Genomic DNA, 17500 nt, shown 5'->3' on the forward strand with positions numbered 1-17500 from the left:
CCATAAAGATGAGTGAGAATTCCGAAAAATTAAAGGCATTACAATTAACAATAGATAAGCTAGAAAAATCTTACGGCAAAGGTGCCGTAATGAAGCTGAGTGATAATAAGGTTGAAGACTTACCATCTATCCCAACGGGTTCTCTTGGATTAGACATCGCGCTGGGTATTGGCGGTATACCTAGAGGACGGGTTATTGAGATTTATGGCCCTGAATCTTCAGGTAAAACAACCTTAACCATGCACTGCATTGCTGAGGCTCAAAAAAGAGGCGGTTTAGCAGCCTTTATTGATGCTGAACATGCTTTCGACAAAGGATATGCTGAAAAACTGGGCATCGACACTGAAAACCTTCTCATATCTCAGCCAGATAATGGTGAGCAAGCATTGGAGATTGCAGAACACCTTATCCGATCAGGCGCATTAGATATTATCGTTATTGATTCAGTAGCTGCGCTTGTCCCTAAAGCCGAAATCGAAGGTGAAATGGGTGATAGCAAGATGGGACTTCAAGCACGTTTGATGTCTCAAGCTTTAAGAAAACTGACAGGAACCATCAATAAAACGGGTTGTGCCTGTATTTTCATTAACCAGTTAAGAGAGAAGATTGGTGTAATGTTCGGAAATCCTGAAACAACTACCGGTGGTAATGCCCTTAAATTCTACGCTTCAGTAAGACTTGACATCAGAAGAATCGGTCAAATCAAAGAAAGTGCTGATAACATAATGGGTAATAGAACTCGTGTGAAAGTGGTAAAAAATAAAGTATCACCTCCATTCAAAGTAGTTGAGTTTGACATTATGTATGGTCAAGGAATTTCTAAATCTGGCGAAATCCTAGATATAGGAGTTGAATTCGAAATCATCAAAAAGGCCGGCTCATGGTTTTCCTACAATGGTGAAAAACTTGGCCAAGGTAGAGATGCTGTTAAGCGCTTGATTGAAGATAACCCGGAATTGGCCGAAGAATTAGAAACTAAGATCAAAGCTGTGATCAACGGTGAGGTAGAAGCGACACCAGCAGAATAAAACCTAATTTTTGCAACGATATGCCATCATAGTAGCAGGCGGAAGTGGAAAACGCATGCAAAGTGAGCTACCCAAACAGTTTCTTGAACTAGCTGGGAAACCCATTTTAATGCACACGCTTGAAGCCTACTACTATGAGCAGACCGAAATTATCCTCGTGCTTCCAGTTAAAGAATTGACACAATGGAAGAGCCTGTGTATTCAACATAATTTTGACATCCCGCACCGTATAGTTGAAGGCGGAACAAGCAGATTCAGATCCGTACAAAATGGCTTATCTGCTATCGAAAACACCACCGGACTTGTGGCAATTCACGATGGCGTTCGACCGCTAATCAAAAGATCAATTATTTCCGAATCCTATCGCATTGCCGATGAAAAAGGAAATGCCATCACCGCTGTAGCAGCCAAAGACTCACTGAGAGAAATAGGTGATTGGGGTAATAAAGCGGTCGATAGATCTAAATTCCAGATCATTCAAACACCGCAAACCTTTAGAATTGAACTCATTAAGAAGGCTTTTGAAACGAAAGAACAAGATACCTTTACCGACGACGCTTCTGTGCTTGAGAACTCTGGTGAACGCATTCATTTAATCGAAGGTGACTATAGCAATATAAAAATCACTACTCCCGAAGATTTAAGGATTGCCGAATCTTTGCTTAGACCAAACTAGGCACTTGAATTGAGTAAGATTTTCCCTATCTTATTGCTCTAATTTTTTACCATGAAACGCGCCCTATTCAGCGCCTCGATTTTGGGGCTTGCTTTACTTTGCCTAGTATCCTGTAATTCTAAGGAAGACGAGTGGATAGCACTTTTTAATGGTAAGGATTTAGAAGGCTGGACTCCTAAAATAACTGGTTATGACGTCGGCGAGAATTACGGCAACACTTTCAGAGTTGTTGATGGTCTTCTGACAGTATCCTATGACAAATACTACCGGTTCGAAAACCGATTCGGACACCTCTTCTACAAGGATAAATTTTCAGATTATCTCTTACATATTGAATATCGCTTTATCGGAGAGCAGGCTGAAGGTGGAGAACAATGGGCGTTAAAAAACAGCGGAGTCATGCTTCATGCCCAGTCCCCAGAATCGATGAAAAACCAACAAGACTTCCCAATTTCTCTAGAGGCCCAATTTCTTGGCGGGCTAAATAATGGCGAAAGACCCACAGGTAGCCTTTGTACACCAGGCACACATGTAGATATAGACAATGAGTTCACAGAAAGACATTGTATCACATCAAAAGCTCCCACCTTTCATGGCGAAGAATGGGTAACAATCGATATTTTGGTTAGAAATAACGAAGAAATCGCCCACATCATTGAAGGCGACACAATCATAAAATACACCAACCCCATAATCGGTGGCGGTGTTGTAAATAACTTCGATCCATCTACCAAGGTGGATGGAAAACCACTAAAAGAAGGATTTATCGCACTGCAAAGCGAGAGCCACCCTATTCAATTCAGAAAAGTGATGCTCAAAGATCTTTCTAAATAAGACTACTAAAACTAATAACTATGAGTTTGAATAATTCAATTAACAAGAGTAGACTATTCACGGCTAGTTGCATGGCTCTGACAGTAACGTCAATGACTTTTGCCATACGTGCGGGAATTTTAGGTCAACTCGGTACAGATTTTGGCCTAACAGATACACAATTAGGATTCGTCAATTCTATGGCATTTCTAGGTTTCCCGATCGCAACAATCATCGGTGGATTGATCTACAATACCTTTGGGCCGAAAAAACTAATGTTTGTTGCTTTTGTATCGCATATCATCGGATTGGTGCTTACAATTTTCGCGGGCGATTTCTGGACTTTACTTATTTCAACCTTCTTTATTGGTTTTGCCAACGGTACAGTAGAAGCGGCTTGTAACCCCATGATCGCTGATATGCATAGTGGTAATAAAACTACTATGCTCAATAGATTTCACGTATGGTTCCCAGGTGGAATAGTAATCGGCTCTTTAGCTTCAAAATTCATGACTGATTTTGACATGGGTTGGCAACTACAAATTGCCATCATGTTAGTCCCAACTTTGATTTATGGTTACCTATTCTTCGGACAGGCATTTCCTGAAAATGAAAGCGCCGAAAGCAATACTTCTAAGAATATTAAAAGCCTCGTATCTCCATTATTCATCTTCATGGTAATCTGTATGACCCTAACAGCTACGGCAGAATTAGGAACACAGCAATGGGTGGAGAGGATTCTCGGTAATACAGGTGCAAGCCCAATGCTTATTTTAGCATTAGTTACAGGTCTCATGGCGGTAGGAAGGTTCTTTGCAGGGCCTGTCATTAAGAGATTCAACCCAGCAGGAGTACTTTGGGGATCGTCTATCATCGCAACCTTAGCTATTTATCTGATGAGTTCTGCGACAGGCGGAATGGTATATGTAGCTGCTATCCTCTTTGCCATCGGAGTTATGTACTTCTGGCCAACAATGATTGGTTTTGTAGGAGAATATATCCCAAGCACTGGTGCCTTAGGTATGTCACTTATTGGAGGTGCAGGTATGTTTGCTACAAGTATTTGGCAACCGGTAATCGGTGGTTGGCTAGATGCCGAACGTACCGTTGCGTTAGATGCTGGTATGACGGCCGAAGCCGCTGAACTTGCTGCAGGACAAGCCACTTTAGGGAACATCGTTTACTTCCCGGCCATATTGGTTGTCCTATTCGGAATTCTTTTCTTAAACCGAAATAAAATAGAGAAACAACGCGTACCTCAATCACACTAAAAAATGAGTAAAATAAGACTAGGAATGATTGGAGGAGGTCTGTCCTCTTTCATTGGAATTGTTCACAGAATTGCAGCCTATATTGGAGAGGAATACACTCTTGTTGGTGGGGCATTCGATACTGATTATGACAATGCGATTAAGTTCGCGAATAAGTTAGAGTTAGATCCAAGTAGAACCTATCCAGACATAGATACTTTTATTGAAAAAGAGTCGGCCCTTCCAAGCGATCAGCGGATAGAAGCAGTAGTGGTGGTTACCCCAAACTTCTTACACTACCCGATGGCCAAGCAGTTAATTCAAGCTGGTTTTCATGTGATATGTGAAAAACCAGTCACCAATACTGCTGCCGAAGCAATTGAACTGGAAGAACTCGTAAACAAGCACAAAGTAGTTTTTGCCCTGACGCATACGTACACGGGATACCCTATGGTTAGGCAAATGAAATCCATGATTGCCGAAGGCATTATTGGTGATATTCAAAAAGTCGATGCACAGTATTATCAAGGCTGGATTAATCCTGTAATTCATGACCCAGAAAAACGCAAGAGCGTTTGGCGTTTAGACCCTGCAAAAGCAGGTCAAAGTTGTTGTATGGGTGATATTGGTGTTCATGCCTTTAACATGATAGAATACACGACGGGACTAAAAACCTTGAAAGTACTTTCGGATTTAAACACGTTATATGCAGATAATCCGCTGGACATTGATGGCACTGCGATGCTACGATTCGAAGATGAAGTTCGTGGTATAGTTCGGGCAAGCCAGATTGCAACCGCTGAAGAAAATAGTCTCAGAATTTCAGTTTATGGCACAAAGGGCGCACTAAAATGGGAACAAGAAGACCCTAATTATTTATACCACTTGGAAGATGGAGAGCCTGTGAAAGTGTTAAAACCAGGACATGTTTATGCAAGTGAATTTGCTAAACAGAGCACAAAGATGGCTCCTGGACACCCCGAGGGCATTTTTGACTCGATGGCCAACCTTTACATTGGTGCGGCGAAAGCCATTAGAGGCGAGGAATATATAGACGGTGCCTTCCCAACTATTAGAGATGGGGTACGCGGCATGAAATTTATTGAGGCTGTTCTTGAATCAGACAAGAATGGTAATACTTGGGCAGAAATTGACGATTAACGAAGATGAAAACTACCAAAGGACCTGCCATTTTCTTGGCACAGTTTGCAGATGATCAGCCACCTTTCAATTCGTTGGCAGGAATGGCTGAATGGGCCAGCAGCTTGGGCTATAAGGCCGTTCAAATCCCTACTTGGGACTCAAGATTAATCGATCTAGATAAAGCGGCAGAAAGTAAGACTTACTGTGACGAATTAAAAGGGACACTGGCCGATCACAATTTAGAAGTAAGCGAGCTATCTACCCATTTGCAAGGACAACTCGTCGCTGTGCACCCTGCTTATGAGGAACTTTTCAAGGGATTTGCGCCTAAGGGATTGAATAAAAAGCAAAGAAACAGTTGGGCGGTTGATCAGGTAAAAAAGGCCGCAGTTGCCTCTAAGAATTTAGGGATAAACGTGCATGCGACTTTTTCTGGAGCCTTAGTTTGGCCATACTTCTACAACTGGCCACAGCGTCCATCTGGTCTGATAGAAAAAGGATTTCAGGAATTAGCTAATCGGTGGGAACCTATTCTCAATCATTTTGACGAACAGGGTGTAGATGTTTGCTACGAAGTTCATGCAGGAGAAGACCTCCATGATGGTACATCTTTTGAAATGTTCTACGAAGCGACGAATAAGCACAATCGCGTGAAGCTCCTTTATGATCCGTCGCATTTTGTGCTTCAACAATTAGATTATTTAGCCTATATCGATCACTACCATGAATTTATCCGCATGTTCCATGTGAAGGATGCAGAATTTAATCCCAATGGAAAATCAGGCGTTTACGGCGGCTACCAAGACTGGGGAGATAGACCAGGCCGATTCCGTTCAATTGGCGACGGTCAAGTTGACTTCCAAGGTATTTTCTCTAAACTAACTCAATATGGCTATGATGGCTGGGCAGTTTTGGAGTGGGAATGCTGTATAAAATCACCAGAACAAGGCGCCAGAGAAGGTGCTGAATACATCAAAGACTTTATTATTGAGGCTACCGAAAAGAGTTTCGATGACTTTGCTGACGCGGGTATAAGCGATGAAGAATTTAAAAACCTATTAGGAATAGAAGAATGAGAAAATATACATTAACCTCCATACTAACTTTATTTTGTGTGCTTGCTATGGCACAAATAACCGATCCGAAGGCTACCGAAGTGTATGAACCTGTACCTAAAAAGGTTACTCCGGGCATGAATGGTACAGCACCTTCCGATGCCATTGTACTTTTTGACGGCAAGTCGCTCAACGAATGGCAATCAAGAAAAAGTGGCGATGCTGCTGGTTGGAAAGTCGAGAATGGTTACATGGAAGTGGTTAGAGGAACTGGCGATATCATTACTAAACGCAAATTTGGTGATGTTCAGCTCCATATTGAATGGAGCGCACCAACAGAAATTGTCGGAGAAGGTCAAGGTCGAGGTAACTCAGGCGTTTTTCTTCAAGAGCGTTACGAAGTTCAAGTACTTGATAGCTATGTGAGCAAGACTTACTCGAATGGCCAAGCTGCAGCCCTCTACAAACAGAGTATCCCATTAGTAAATGCTACAGTGGCTCCGGGAGAATGGAATGTTTATGATATCATTTTCCATGCGCCTCAATTCAACAAAGATGGCATTAAAGTGGCCGATGGTTACGTGACTGTACTTCACAATGGTATAGTAGTCCAAAACCATCAAAGACTACTAGGAACGACTGAATACATCGGGTTCCCAAAAAATCCTGCGCATGGCGACGGATCAATTATCCTTCAAGACCACGGTAATCCTGTAAGATTCAGAAATATTTGGATCAGGGAACTGTAAGCCAGCATTACTCAAAAATTAGCGGTCAATTCTAATTCTAGCGAATAGGAATTGACCGTTTTCTTTATACGAAAAAACCCCTTCCTTGACATAGTGGCAATTGGAGAGGGGTTTTTAGATAAATAATCGACTACTATTATTTATTGTAAGTACTAAGCATCCATTTCTACTGACAAAAGGACGCTTAGGATAATGGGTACTCCCTGAGAAAACCATATGTCTTGTTCAGGGGTATTAAAAGAGGTGCCGACTGCTCGGCACCCTGATACGTATCAAACGCAGCTCGACTGCTAGATTAAGCCTTGTCTAATACAAGTTGCCACTAATGCTGTAGTGTTGCGTGCTTGTGACTTCCTTAAAATATTTTTCAAATGGGTACGGACAGTGAATTCTGAAACAAACAAGGTAGAGGCAATATCTTTTGCGCGATTTCCATCAGCTAGCAGATTGATGATTTCAAATTCTCTCTTCGTAAAGTCGATAATGAGCTGTATGTGTTTCATCTGTAGTCGGTTTTAAGTGTGATATAAAGTGAGTCATATTCACACAAAACTTTCTAGCCGATTTACCTCACAATCAGAATTAGTGGTTTTCAGCTAGACGAATTTGATTTGGCAGAAAACAGCTAATTAGCTTTCTAGACCTAAATAACTAGATGAATTCAGTTATTATCTGATATCTTAATTGCTAATGACTCAAAGTCGTTGTAGCTTAAATACTGATCCAAAACACTATTATCATGACTGACACGAACAACATAGTTCCAATAGGAACCCCTTTGAAAAAGGTGAAGGATTTGCCCAAGAGCATCATCACACACATGCCATTTATTATGTTTCGTCCATTTCTAAAGGCGCATAATGGCAACGAGTATATCACTATGGATTTTCTTTATTTCTACAAGAACCTCAGGGTCACCAGCCCTTTTGTAGACGGCCAGTACTTTGACGAGCTGCCTGAAGGAAATGTATTGAAGTTCAATGCTGAGACATTTGATAAGAGCATAAAGAATATGGTAGTGAAAAACACTTACTATTTTAAAAAAGATCTTAAATCTAATACACTATTTTTTAGAATGCTCGCAAGCCAAGAAACGATAAACGCTTATAATAAAGCTAACCCTAAAAATCCGATCGGTGGTGGGGATTTCATTGATAGAGATACCGGCTTGCCTTCATTCTTTACGAACGATTGTGAGATTGGAATCCCACCTGTACCACCAACCTAGTAAACCTTGAAAACCTTAAAGACCAAATTACAATTGGCATCATTGCTACTTGTATTTGTTGTTAATTTGAGCTTAAGTCAGGCTATAAACCTTGATAGCCTAAAAACTGTCTTCGATGAGCGTCCGAATCCTGAAACAGGCATGCTACTGCTAAAGAGAGCATTGGCTTCAGATCCAGACTTATCAAAACAGTACTTAAGCAAAGTAAAAGCCCTATTAAAAACGCAAGATGAACTCTTGGACTATAGAGTTTTTAGAGGTGACCTCTATAATAAAAACTTAAAATATGATAGTGCCGTCAAGGTATATACTAAACTATTAGTTGATTTAAAGGAATCCGATAAGTTATCGCTATATGCAGATCTCAACGATAAGATTGGTATTATCTATGTTCAGCTGAGAGAACATCAGCAAGCCCTCAACTATATCAGCGAAGCCTTAGAAATAAGGGAGAAAAATAAACTTACATCTGAGCTTCCGAAGTCTTATTACTATTATGGCGCTGCTCAATTTAGACTTAGCAATCACCAAGAGGCGGCAAATAATTTTAAAAAAGGCATTTCAAGTGTAGATGTTGAAAATGATAACCAAAAGCCGCTATTAGCCAATACCTATTATATGCTTGCGAATAGCCTTAAGGAACTAAATTCTTATGACAGTGCTGTATATTATTTTGGTTTTGCAAAAGAGCTATATGATGAACTGGAGTTAGATCAATTAAAAATTGGTCTAAATACTGAAATTGCCCAGGTCTACATATTAAAACAGCAGTTTACAGAAGCCAAAAAAATTCTTGAAGACAATTTAAAGGACTTAAAAGCCTTTGATGATTGGGGAGCATACAATCGCATATACTCATTATTGACCGATGTCTATGCCGCAGAAGGCAACTATCGCAAAGCACTAGAGTACCAAAAACAAAAATTTGACACTGTTGTCTCTTTCCTTGTGAGTCAAAGGACAGAATCAGTCGCTCAAATCACAGAAGATTTTCGGACCGACAAACAACTCGATGAAGCAGAAGAGGAAGCTGTTTCAGCTACACAAAGAGCCCAAATGTTCGGGTTGATTATCGTTATACTAGCTATAGTTCTAATCATTAGCTATTTGCTTTTTACCCGAGCTATCCAAAAGAAACAACTAGAGAACCTCCAAGCCATGGTTATTGGTGAAGAAAATGAGCGGAAAAGAGTTGCCAAAGATCTACACGATGGCATTGGTGTTTTACTTACAGGAATTAAACTCCGGCTTAGTAGTTTCCAGGATAAAGTTTCTTCCCAAGACGATTTTAAAGGTTCACTAGATCAGATTGATAATGCTTGCACGGAAGTACGTCGAATTTCTCATAATATGGTACCAGCAAGTTTGACCAAACTTGGTTTACAAGAAGCGATTCTAGACTTACTAGACAATGTAAGCGCCTCCACTGATATTCTGATTGAGGAGACTTTCGATTATGAAGAGGGTGCATTAGACGAGTCAAAAGAAGTTCTTCTTTATCGCATAGTTCAAGAGTTAGTGAATAACAGTCTTAAGTATGCAAATCCAAAAAAACTTGAACTGTCCATTACCAAGGTGAAGGAAGATTATTTATTGAAGTACGCTGATAACGGTCAGGGTTTTGATAAAGCAAAAGTCAAACACGGCCTTGGACTCAAAAGCATTGCTTCTCGAGTAAACATTCTAAAGGGCAAACTTTCTTTTGAAAGCGACCCTAAGACGGGTACAGCATTTAATATTACAATTCCACAATATGGATAAGATTAAGGTGATGGTAGCGGATGACCATCAGGTCATTATTGATGGTATGGAAGCCATTATCAATAACACCGCTAATTTAGAATTTGTGGGTGGAGCACTTAATGGACGACAAGTAATAGAGGCCATTGAAAACCAAAAATTGGTTGATCTAATTCTTATGGATATTAATATGCCTGAAATGGACGGCTTGGAGTGTACGGCTTATCTAAACAAACACTACCCTGACATTAGAGTGATAGCATTGAGCATGCATGATAACCCTAGACTTGCTAAACGCATGATAAAAAATGGGGCTTTCGGCTTCTTACTTAAGAATTCCAGTAAGGAGAACATTCTTACTGCTATTTCCGAAGTTTCTATTGGCAAAAACTTCTTCGATCCTCAATTAATGTCGGCATTTTTTGATGCTGGAAATAAAAAAACCTCCAGCAGCTTCGGAAAGAAAGACTTATTGACGAAAAGAGAGTTAGAGATAATCCAGCTTATTTGTCAGGAAAAAACAACTGGAGAAATTGCGGACGAATTATCGATCAGCACGCATACTGTTGAAAGTCATCGAGCGAATATATTATTGAAACTTGAACTTAAAAACTCTGTCGGCTTGGCAAAATGGGCTATCCAAAACGAGGTTTACGAACTTTAGAAAATCGCGTCTACCTAAAATAAAAAAACCTCTCCGATGATTTCGAAGAGGCTTATTCTTTTATTATGACTTTATCAAACGCTAGACCAAGATTTTTGTCCAGCTTCGTAAGGAATACATCCTTCATATTTAACTGGAATAGGGTCATATCGCATAACGGTCTCTCCCACTAATTCTGAAGTGAAATAACTCCTGAAAGTCGCATCAACTACACTCGTTACAAAGTGCGCCTCTACAAATTCATCAGATTTCTCTCCGGGATCATTATAGGTTTCTCTGTAATTCTTCAGAATATCAGGTTGATCATTGTATCGCTTATAGTAAGCATTGATTACATCGGTCACTTGCTCGGTTGTGGCCTTGTTAAAAGACACTTCCCCGTTATCCTTAAAATTATCTACAAAAACAGCTAGTCCTCGCTTGAAATAGCTCGCTTCGTCAGCGGTGCTAAATATGCTGAAAGCTTCGTCCAAATGTGCTGGAACACCTGCTTCTATAGCACCTGGAGTGGTTGTTTTAGGTGCAATCCCTTCACAAATCTTCTCCATTTGTGCAGCCTCTTCTGGAGTAAAGAAAACTGGAATCCAATCTACTTTAGGTGTTGCGGTACAACTCTGCAATGACCCAAATAGTAAGCTGGAAGAAAACAGTGCGGCTGAACCGTACCCTATATTTTTAATCGCTTTTCTTCTTTCCATGATTTACAGTTTTCCTTTTTTCACTTGATCTGCTGCGTAATTAGCGGCTCTAGCACTGAAAGCCATATACCCCAAAGATGGGTTATGACAAGCTGCTGAAGTCATAAACGCTCCATCTGTTACAAATACGTTCTTACAGGCATGCACCTGATTCCACTTATTCAAAACCGAAGTTTTTGGATCGCGACCCATTCTGGCCGTTCCCATTTCGTGAATACCAAGTCCCATATGTGGACCATTGTCATAAGTACCAACATTCTTAAAGCCTGCCGCTTCTAGCATTTCAGCACCCGCTGCGGCCATATCTTTCCGCATTTCATACTCATTTTCATGGAAGTTACCAGCGTCAAATCTGACTTGAGGTAAGCCCCAAGCATCTAGATTATCGTAGTCTAACATCATGTAGTTTTTATGCTGAGGAAGCACCTCACCAAAACCACCGAAGCCCATTGTCCAGCTACCAGGTTCCATAAGCATATCCTTAATATTACCACCAACTCGAGTATTGCGCATTTCAGCGATACTTCTGCCCCAGCCATCACGACCGGCACCACCCTGATAGCCATAACCTCTAATGAAATTCTTCATATTTGAACTTCCACCAAGGTTTCTGAATCTAGGAATATAAATACCATTGGCTCGTCTGCCCTTAAAATATTTATCCTCGTATCCTTCTACAGTAGAATAAGCACCAACACCTAAATGATGGTCCATGATATTGTGACCTAATTCGCCACTGTCATTTCCTAAACCATTCGGGAAACGAGCACTTTTCGACTGCATTAAAATACTTGCAGAGGCAATTGCAGAAGCACATAAGAAAATGACTTTTGCATAATACTCGGTAGACTCTTTTGTATTCTGGTCTATGGCTCTTACACCAGTGGCCTTACCGGTGCTATCGTCATATATCACTTCATGAACAATAGCGTCGGTTTGGATTTCTAGGTTACCACTTTGAACACCTGCTGGAAGTGTAGAGGACAAGCTAGAGAAATAACCTCCATAAGGACAGCCTCTCATACACCTGTTTCTCATCAAGCATTGGCTTCTTCCACCTGGGTTTTTGTGATCAGGTTGTGCATTTGCTAAAGGTTCTGTTAAGTGAGCAGTTCTACCGATGGTTACCCACCGATTATTCCATTTGCTTTCTACAGCCTTTTTGAAATCCTTTTCCACACAATTCATTTCCATTGGTGGCAGGAATTTACCATCAGGTAATTGCTTAAATCCTCTGTTTTCACCACTTACGCCTATATAGCGTTCTACGTAGTCGTACCAAGGTTTAATGTCTTTGTATCTCACAGGCCAGTCTACCCCAAAACCGTCTTCACGATTTGCATTGAAGTCTATATCACTGAGCCTATAGCTTTGACGACCCCATGTAATTGATCTCCCCCCTAAATGATAACCTCGCATCCAGTCGAAACGGGTATCTTCTTGGTAGGGGTGTTCACTATCTTTTACAAAGAAGTGCCTATGGGCCACATTAGTGGTATAACCCGTTCTATTTTGTTTAGGGTAGTCTTTTTCTATTACTTCTTTTTTGGTTCTTCCTCGGTTTGGAAGATCCCAAGTGTCCATAGTAGCCGTATGGTAGTCTTTAATGTGCTCGATTTTTCGACCACGTTCGAGTACCAGTGTTTTTAAGCCATTTTCACTAAGTTCCTTAGCTGCCCAGCCTCCACTGATCCCCGAACCTACCACAATTGCATCATAGATTCTCTCCTGTTTTGCTTTAAGGTTTAAATTCATTGAGAATAGTATTGAATAAAAAGTTGTACAATCTTATCCAGCGCGTATTTTGGATAGATTAGAAATATAAGCAGAAAGCTTTAAAAATAACAGTGCGGTTTGACCGCTGGGCGGGATGCTTTAGGGTAGGTCAATAAAAAAGCCTCGGGGTTAGCGAGGCTTAAGTTTCTTAATATTCATCTTCATTAAAGAAGAAGTCGTCCTTAGTCGGATAATCCGGCCAAATTTCTTCTATACTTTCATATGGCTGTCCATCATCTTCGAGTTCTTGAAGGTTTTCAACAACCTCTAAAGGAGCTCCTGATCGAATGGAGAAATCAATCAACTCATCCTTAGTAGCCGGCCATGGGGCATCTTCTAAGTATGATGCTAGTTCTAGTGTCCAGTACATATATCTTCCTGTTTCTTTGGCGTGCAAAAGAATAGAATAAATTTCTAAAATTCAAATGCTTAAATGCAAATATTTAATCACTGTTATTTGAATTACAAAAAGCTTATCCTCAACTCTTTATTACCTGTTTTTTTAATTCTTGTAAGATACCTTTCTTCACTTCTACCTTCCTTTTTTGCTGACTCAACTTCTTGTCCAACAGTCCATCGAGCCCTTTAGCCATGCTAAATTTCCCGAGGTTTTCTTCGAAAGTTCGAAGTTCACTGATATCTCGATCCATCAATCCTCTCAACAACCGAATCCGAAGCTTTTTTAGTTCATCTTCTGAGCTATCTTTTTTCGACTTCTTTTTAACCAGTGAATTCAAAAACTGTTTTTCAGAAATTGAATCCGTTAAGAAGAGAAATTTTTCATAAAGTTCATTACTCACCTTTTTATCTACAGGACCAATAGCTTTCCACGCTTTTTGAACTTGTGATAATTGAAAGTTTGGCGCTATTTCCTGATTAGCCACAGTGAGTTGCTCAATAATTTCTTGCTTCGCCTTTAGGTTATCTTTTGTACTCGCCTTCTTTTTAGTTTTTTCGATTTTTCTAGCCTTGTTCAATGCTGCTTTGATGACAACTTGAAACTCTTGCCAATAGACATTGTGCTTGGCAGGTTTAATTCTTGGTAGTGCTTTCCACTCTTCAGTATGTGTTCGAATGGCAGCTTTTAATTCACTAATGGCATCAATTTCTTTCAGCGCTTCTGCTTTTTTGATAAAGGCCTTGTAGTCTTCTTCTTTTTCAGCCATCATCTTATCCAAATCGGCGTAAAATGCTGCCCGACTATCGTAAAAGAACTTGATTAACTCATTGTAAGCACCCTCAATGGCTTCCTTCTGCTCTTCCGCTACTGCACCGGTTTTAGTCCATTTAGACTGAATTTCTTTGACCGCGAGTGAAGCTGTTTTCCATTCACTACTTTTTGCGACTGTCTTTAACTCTTCTAAAAGCGCCGTTTTTATTTGAAGGTTTTTGTGGCGATTAGCTTCCACATAAGCGTTGAGTTCGGTCTCAAGTGACCCCAATTGACTATAAAGCTTCTCAAAATCTCCAATGGCATCGAATTGATGTAAGGTTTCCTTTAAGTGAAGAACCTTCATTAAGAAAGAGCCTTTATTGGTATTGGATTCAATTTTCTCGCTAACGGTGTTCACCTGTTTCTCAGCCAAATCAAATCGATTTTCATAAAAGGTTATGCTTTCTTCTTCAGTACCCTTTACATCACCGATCGCTAAATCAGGGTATTCCAAGAAACCTTTCCTAAAAACTTTACCCTCTTTAATGTAGCCGTAGCTTGTCTTTTCCAAAGCTGTCATTTTTCAATTCGCGCACGAAAATAGCTAATTCAATTTATTGCGCTGAATTCAATGATATTTTTTAGCATATTTGACTCAAAATCAGCCAAAATGAGTGATAACAAGATAATTTTTTCAATGGCGGGGGTTAGTAAAATCTACCCTCCTAAGAAGCAAGTCCTAAAAAACATTTACCTATCCTTTTTCTATGGTGCCAAAATTGGCGTACTCGGTTTAAATGGATCTGGTAAATCTTCATTATTGAGAATTATTGCTGGCGTCGATAAGGATTATCAAGGTGAAGTAGTTTTCTCTCCAGGCTATTCGGTTGGAATGCTGGAGCAAGAACCTGATTTAGATCTTAATAAAACGGTAAAGGAAGTTGTAGAAGAGGGAGCTCAGGAAACAGTGGATCTTTTGAAAGAATTTGAAGAGATCAACCTGAAATTTGCCGATCCTGCTGTTCTTGCTGATCCTGATGCCATGGAAAAACTGATCGAAGATCAAGGAAAGGTTCAAGAGAAACTAGACCAAGTAAGTGCTTGGGACCTAGACTCAAGGCTTGAACGTGCTATGGACGCGCTTCGCACGCCTCCGGCTGATGCCCCAATCAAGAATTTATCGGGTGGTGAAAAAAGAAGAGTAGCGCTTTGCCGATTACTGATCCAAGAACCAGATGTGCTTTTACTAGATGAACCTACTAACCACTTAGACGCAGAATCGGTACACTGGTTAGAACAACATCTAAGACAATATAAAGGAACCGTAATTGCCGTAACTCACGATAGATATTTCCTTGATAATGTGGCTGGTTGGATTCTCGAACTCGATCGTGGTGAGGGTATACCTTGGGAAGGAAATTATTCTTCATGGCTAGATCAAAAACAGAAGAGATTGGCCGATGAAGAAAAGACTGAATCCAAAAGACAAAAGACATTACAAAGGGAGTTGGAATGGGTGCGTATGTCGCCAAAAGGAAGACAAGCGAAATCTAAAGCGCGTTTAGGAGCTTACGACAAATTAGTCGGTCAGGAGGCGATGGAGCGAGAACAAAAGCTAGAGCTCTACATTCCTGCTGGGCCAAGACTTGGAAACAAAGTGATTGAGGCCAAAGGAGTTTCAAAAGCCTTCGGTGATAAGCTACTTTATGAAAACCTTGAGTTTTCGTTACCTCAAGGAGGTATTGTAGGTATCATCGGTCCGAATGGGGCAGGAAAAACCACGTTGTTCAACTTAATTACTGGAAAAGAAACTCCTGATTCAGGTGACTTTGAGGTCGGTTCTACTGTTGATATCGCCTATGTAGATCAAGGGCATACACAGCTTGACCCAAATAAAACAGTCTGGGAAGTAGTCTCTGAAGGAAACGAGTTGATTAACCTTGGTGGCAAAGAAATGAATTCCAGAGCCTATGTTAGCCGTTTCAACTTTAATGGTAATGACCAAAATAAAAAAGTTAGTGAGCTTTCTGGTGGTATGCGAAACAGAGTACACTTAGCGCTAACGCTAAAACAAGGTGCCAACTTACTCTTGTTAGATGAACCAACGAACGACTTAGATGTTAATACCTTAAGGGCCTTAGAAGAGGGTATAGAAAACTTTGGGGGGTGTGCTGTGATTATTTCTCACGACAGATGGTTCCTCGATAGAGTTTGTACTCATATTTTAGCTTTCGAAGGTGATTCGCAGGTTTACTGGTTCGAAGGTACTTACACGGAATACGAAGAGAATAGAAAAAAACGGCTTGGTGATGTCGATCCGACAAGGATTCGATACAAGAAGCTCGGTTGATAAACTGTTTCTTTTTAGTTAAATTTAGTTTGAAGGGGGATAAGGATAGACTATGAAAAGGATAAAAATAGTACTCGCATTATTGTTGGGCATAAGTCTTTCATCGTATGGCCAAACAATTAGTGGAAGCGAAATTTCAGGAACAGGTGGCGGTGATTTAAGAATCGGTGTCAACGGACGAGTTTCTGTTAGATCTAGACTCCCAGAAGCCAAGTCGATCATTGACTACTCACCCTATGTTTATGATCAAGGTCGAAAAGCAACTGTATTCTTGTTGAAGGGAGATACAGTCACTGGCAACTATCGATACAATATGGAGACTGAGTCTTTAGAAGATGCTCAGTCAGATAAAATCCTACCTTGGAATATCGTAAAATCATTCAATTTTGATGCTCAGGGTGATTTAGAGGCCGTGAGTTTCACTAACATAAAGCTTGTTTGGCCTGAAAGTGAGTACGGGGGCTTTATACAAGACGTGAGCTCTTCGCCATTTGTGAAGGTTAAACACTACTTGGAGTTTGTACCTAGTAATTATGATCCAACAACTGAAATAGGATCCATGAATGACGAAATCAAGACATTCACGACCAAATATTTAAAGTTGAATAACAAATGGATAGTATTGCCGACAACCAAAACTGCCTTTTACAATATATTCGGTAGCTATTCTGATCGTTTGCGGAAATATGCCCGCAAAAACAAGTTGAAAGTTAAGAACCCTGAAGATGTAGGAGAAATGGTTTCTTGGGTCGCTAAAAATAAAAATTAATTTCTTGCTTCAAGTCTGGATGAAGACTTAAGGCCACCGGACAGTTTCTTCCAATTTCCTTAAGCCATTCTCTTTGTTCGTTGTCTATCGGACAATTATCCCAATGAAATTCAACCTGTAGTGTAGAAATTCTTCTTGGATTAGCAGACATAACCTTAGTCGTTTCTAAATGCAAACCAGTCATATCTATTCCCTTCTTTTCACCAGCAATCGCCATTACGGTCATCATACAACTGCCCAGGGCTGCTGCAACGGTGTCAGTAGGAGAAAAAGTCTCCCCTTTCCCATTATTATCAACTGGAGCATCGGTAAGGAATTGATTACCAGATTTTACGTGAATAGCAGAAGTACGCAGGCCTCCTTCATATTTAGATTTGATTGTAGCCATAAACTAAGCAGGATTATTTT

18 protein-coding genes are annotated in these 17500 nt (G+C 40.3%); 12 read left to right on the forward strand and 6 right to left on the reverse strand.

Annotated elements, in window-relative coordinates; genetic code table 11:
- Nucleotides 1-8: 8 nt before the first annotated feature.
- From recA to BFP71_RS01055, 7 genes are read left to right on the forward strand one after another with little or no spacing between them, the layout of a single operon-like run.
- Nucleotides 9-1028 (forward strand): recombinase RecA, encoded by a 1020-nt coding sequence (recA, locus tag BFP71_RS01025; protein WP_069833600.1) that lies wholly within the window; start codon nucleotides 9-11, stop codon nucleotides 1026-1028.
- 10 nt (nucleotides 1029-1038) lie between these two features.
- Nucleotides 1039-1704: a 2-C-methyl-D-erythritol 4-phosphate cytidylyltransferase gene (locus BFP71_RS01030; protein WP_069833601.1), complete on the forward strand. Its 666-nt coding sequence runs from the start codon at nucleotides 1039-1041 to the stop codon at nucleotides 1702-1704.
- A 51-nt stretch (nucleotides 1705-1755) separates the two neighbouring features.
- Nucleotides 1756-2538 (forward strand): 3-keto-disaccharide hydrolase, encoded by a 783-nt coding sequence (locus BFP71_RS01035; RefSeq protein ID WP_069833602.1) that lies wholly within the window; start codon nucleotides 1756-1758, stop codon nucleotides 2536-2538.
- Between the two features lie 20 nt (nucleotides 2539-2558).
- Complete coding sequence (locus BFP71_RS01040) at nucleotides 2559-3788, forward strand: MFS transporter (protein ID WP_069833603.1); 1230 nt, start codon at nucleotides 2559-2561, stop codon at nucleotides 3786-3788.
- Nucleotides 3789-3791: 3 nt separating this feature from the next.
- Nucleotides 3792-4928, forward strand: a complete 1137-nt coding sequence (locus tag BFP71_RS01045) for a Gfo/Idh/MocA family protein (protein WP_069833604.1) — start codon at nucleotides 3792-3794, stop codon at nucleotides 4926-4928.
- A 5-nt stretch (nucleotides 4929-4933) separates the two neighbouring features.
- Complete coding sequence (locus tag BFP71_RS01050) at nucleotides 4934-5986, forward strand: sugar phosphate isomerase/epimerase family protein (protein WP_069833605.1); 1053 nt, start codon at nucleotides 4934-4936, stop codon at nucleotides 5984-5986.
- A gap of 47 nt (nucleotides 5987-6033) precedes the next feature.
- The gene (locus tag BFP71_RS01055) at nucleotides 6034-6714 is read left to right on the forward strand and encodes a 3-keto-disaccharide hydrolase (RefSeq protein ID WP_245701800.1); all 681 of its coding nucleotides are present in this window, start codon (nucleotides 6034-6036) and stop codon (nucleotides 6712-6714) included.
- Nucleotides 6715-7004: 290 nt separating this feature from the next.
- Here the strand turns inward: BFP71_RS01055 and BFP71_RS01060 are convergent, their stop codons facing one another.
- A complete protein-coding gene (locus BFP71_RS01060; RefSeq protein WP_069833607.1) occupies nucleotides 7005-7217 on the reverse strand; it encodes a response regulator transcription factor in 213 nt (70 codons plus the stop codon).
- A 236-nt stretch (nucleotides 7218-7453) separates the two neighbouring features.
- On the opposite strand from BFP71_RS01060, the gene BFP71_RS01065 reads away from it, so the two are divergent.
- From BFP71_RS01065 to BFP71_RS01075, 3 genes are read left to right on the forward strand one after another with little or no spacing between them, the layout of a single operon-like run.
- A complete protein-coding gene (locus BFP71_RS01065; RefSeq protein ID WP_069833608.1) occupies nucleotides 7454-7942 on the forward strand; it encodes a hypothetical protein in 489 nt (162 codons plus the stop codon).
- Between the two features lie 6 nt (nucleotides 7943-7948).
- Nucleotides 7949-9703 carry a tetratricopeptide repeat-containing sensor histidine kinase gene (locus BFP71_RS01070; RefSeq protein ID WP_069833609.1) on the forward strand — a complete coding sequence of 585 codons (1755 nt, stop codon included), beginning with the start codon at nucleotides 7949-7951 and terminating at the stop codon, nucleotides 9701-9703.
- Entirely contained in the window at nucleotides 9696-10346 is a 651-nt protein-coding gene (locus BFP71_RS01075) for a response regulator (RefSeq protein WP_069833610.1), read from the forward strand. Before BFP71_RS01070 ends, BFP71_RS01075 begins: the two co-directional genes overlap by 8 nt.
- A gap of 74 nt (nucleotides 10347-10420) precedes the next feature.
- On the opposite strand, the gene BFP71_RS01080 is transcribed toward BFP71_RS01075, so the two are convergent.
- The 4 genes from BFP71_RS01080 to BFP71_RS01095 form a co-directional block, all read right to left on the reverse strand.
- Nucleotides 10421-11044, reverse strand: coding sequence for a gluconate 2-dehydrogenase subunit 3 family protein (locus tag BFP71_RS01080; RefSeq protein WP_069833611.1), 624 nt, complete (start codon nucleotides 11042-11044; stop codon nucleotides 10421-10423).
- Nucleotides 11045-11047: 3 nt separating this feature from the next.
- On the reverse strand, nucleotides 11048-12799 hold the full coding sequence (locus BFP71_RS01085; RefSeq protein WP_069833612.1) for a GMC oxidoreductase: 1752 nt from the start codon (nucleotides 12797-12799) through the stop codon (nucleotides 11048-11050).
- Between the two features lie 169 nt (nucleotides 12800-12968).
- Nucleotides 12969-13190 (reverse strand): DUF2795 domain-containing protein, encoded by a 222-nt coding sequence (locus BFP71_RS01090; RefSeq protein ID WP_015329640.1) that lies wholly within the window; start codon nucleotides 13188-13190, stop codon nucleotides 12969-12971.
- A 109-nt stretch (nucleotides 13191-13299) separates the two neighbouring features.
- On the reverse strand, nucleotides 13300-14544 hold the full coding sequence (locus BFP71_RS01095; RefSeq protein ID WP_176723294.1) for a DUF349 domain-containing protein: 1245 nt from the start codon (nucleotides 14542-14544) through the stop codon (nucleotides 13300-13302).
- Between the two features lie 99 nt (nucleotides 14545-14643).
- Between BFP71_RS01095 and ettA the strand changes: the two genes are divergently transcribed.
- Nucleotides 14644-16323 (forward strand): energy-dependent translational throttle protein EttA, encoded by a 1680-nt coding sequence (gene ettA, locus BFP71_RS01100; RefSeq protein ID WP_069834521.1) that lies wholly within the window; start codon nucleotides 14644-14646, stop codon nucleotides 16321-16323.
- Nucleotides 16324-16375: 52 nt separating this feature from the next.
- Complete coding sequence (locus BFP71_RS01105) at nucleotides 16376-17092, forward strand: hypothetical protein (protein WP_069833614.1); 717 nt, start codon at nucleotides 16376-16378, stop codon at nucleotides 17090-17092.
- Here the strand turns inward: BFP71_RS01105 and BFP71_RS01110 are convergent.
- Nucleotides 17076-17480 carry an OsmC family protein gene (locus BFP71_RS01110; protein ID WP_069833615.1) on the reverse strand — a complete coding sequence of 135 codons (405 nt, stop codon included), beginning with the start codon at nucleotides 17478-17480 and terminating at the stop codon, nucleotides 17076-17078. The genes BFP71_RS01105 and BFP71_RS01110 overlap by 17 nt on opposite strands.
- Between the last annotated feature and the right edge of the window lie 20 nt (nucleotides 17481-17500).

It is taken from the genome of Roseivirga misakiensis, assembly GCF_001747105.1.
Lineage (GTDB): Bacteria > Bacteroidota > Bacteroidia > Cytophagales > Cyclobacteriaceae > Roseivirga > Roseivirga misakiensis.

Bases quoted from the DNA above. Each gene is read 5' to 3' on its own strand.
- recA (WP_069833600.1), top strand. From the start codon at position 9: ATGAGTGAGAATTCCGAAAAATTAAAGGCATTACAATTAACAATAGAT.
- BFP71_RS01035 (WP_069833602.1), top strand. From the start codon at position 1,756: ATGAAACGCGCCCTATTCAGCGCCTCGATTTTGGGGCTTGCTTTACTT.
- BFP71_RS01040 (WP_069833603.1), top strand. From the start codon at position 2,559: ATGAGTTTGAATAATTCAATTAACAAGAGTAGACTATTCACGGCTAGT.
- BFP71_RS01045 (WP_069833604.1), top strand. From the start codon at position 3,792: ATGAGTAAAATAAGACTAGGAATGATTGGAGGAGGTCTGTCCTCTTTC.
- BFP71_RS01050 (WP_069833605.1), top strand. From the start codon at position 4,934: ATGAAAACTACCAAAGGACCTGCCATTTTCTTGGCACAGTTTGCAGAT.
- BFP71_RS01055 (WP_245701800.1), top strand. From the start codon at position 6,034: ATGGCACAAATAACCGATCCGAAGGCTACCGAAGTGTATGAACCTGTA.
- BFP71_RS01060 (WP_069833607.1), bottom strand. From the start codon at position 7,217: ATGAAACACATACAGCTCATTATCGACTTTACGAAGAGAGAATTTGAA.
- BFP71_RS01065 (WP_069833608.1), top strand. From the start codon at position 7,454: ATGACTGACACGAACAACATAGTTCCAATAGGAACCCCTTTGAAAAAG.
- BFP71_RS01075 (WP_069833610.1), top strand. From the start codon at position 9,696: ATGGATAAGATTAAGGTGATGGTAGCGGATGACCATCAGGTCATTATT.
- BFP71_RS01080 (WP_069833611.1), bottom strand. From the start codon at position 11,044: ATGGAAAGAAGAAAAGCGATTAAAAATATAGGGTACGGTTCAGCCGCA.
- BFP71_RS01085 (WP_069833612.1), bottom strand. From the start codon at position 12,799: ATGAATTTAAACCTTAAAGCAAAACAGGAGAGAATCTATGATGCAATT.
- BFP71_RS01090 (WP_015329640.1), bottom strand. From the start codon at position 13,190: ATGTACTGGACACTAGAACTAGCATCATACTTAGAAGATGCCCCATGG.
- ettA (WP_069834521.1), top strand. From the start codon at position 14,644: ATGAGTGATAACAAGATAATTTTTTCAATGGCGGGGGTTAGTAAAATC.
- BFP71_RS01105 (WP_069833614.1), top strand. From the start codon at position 16,376: ATGAAAAGGATAAAAATAGTACTCGCATTATTGTTGGGCATAAGTCTT.
- BFP71_RS01110 (WP_069833615.1), bottom strand. From the start codon at position 17,480: ATGGCTACAATCAAATCTAAATATGAAGGAGGCCTGCGTACTTCTGCT.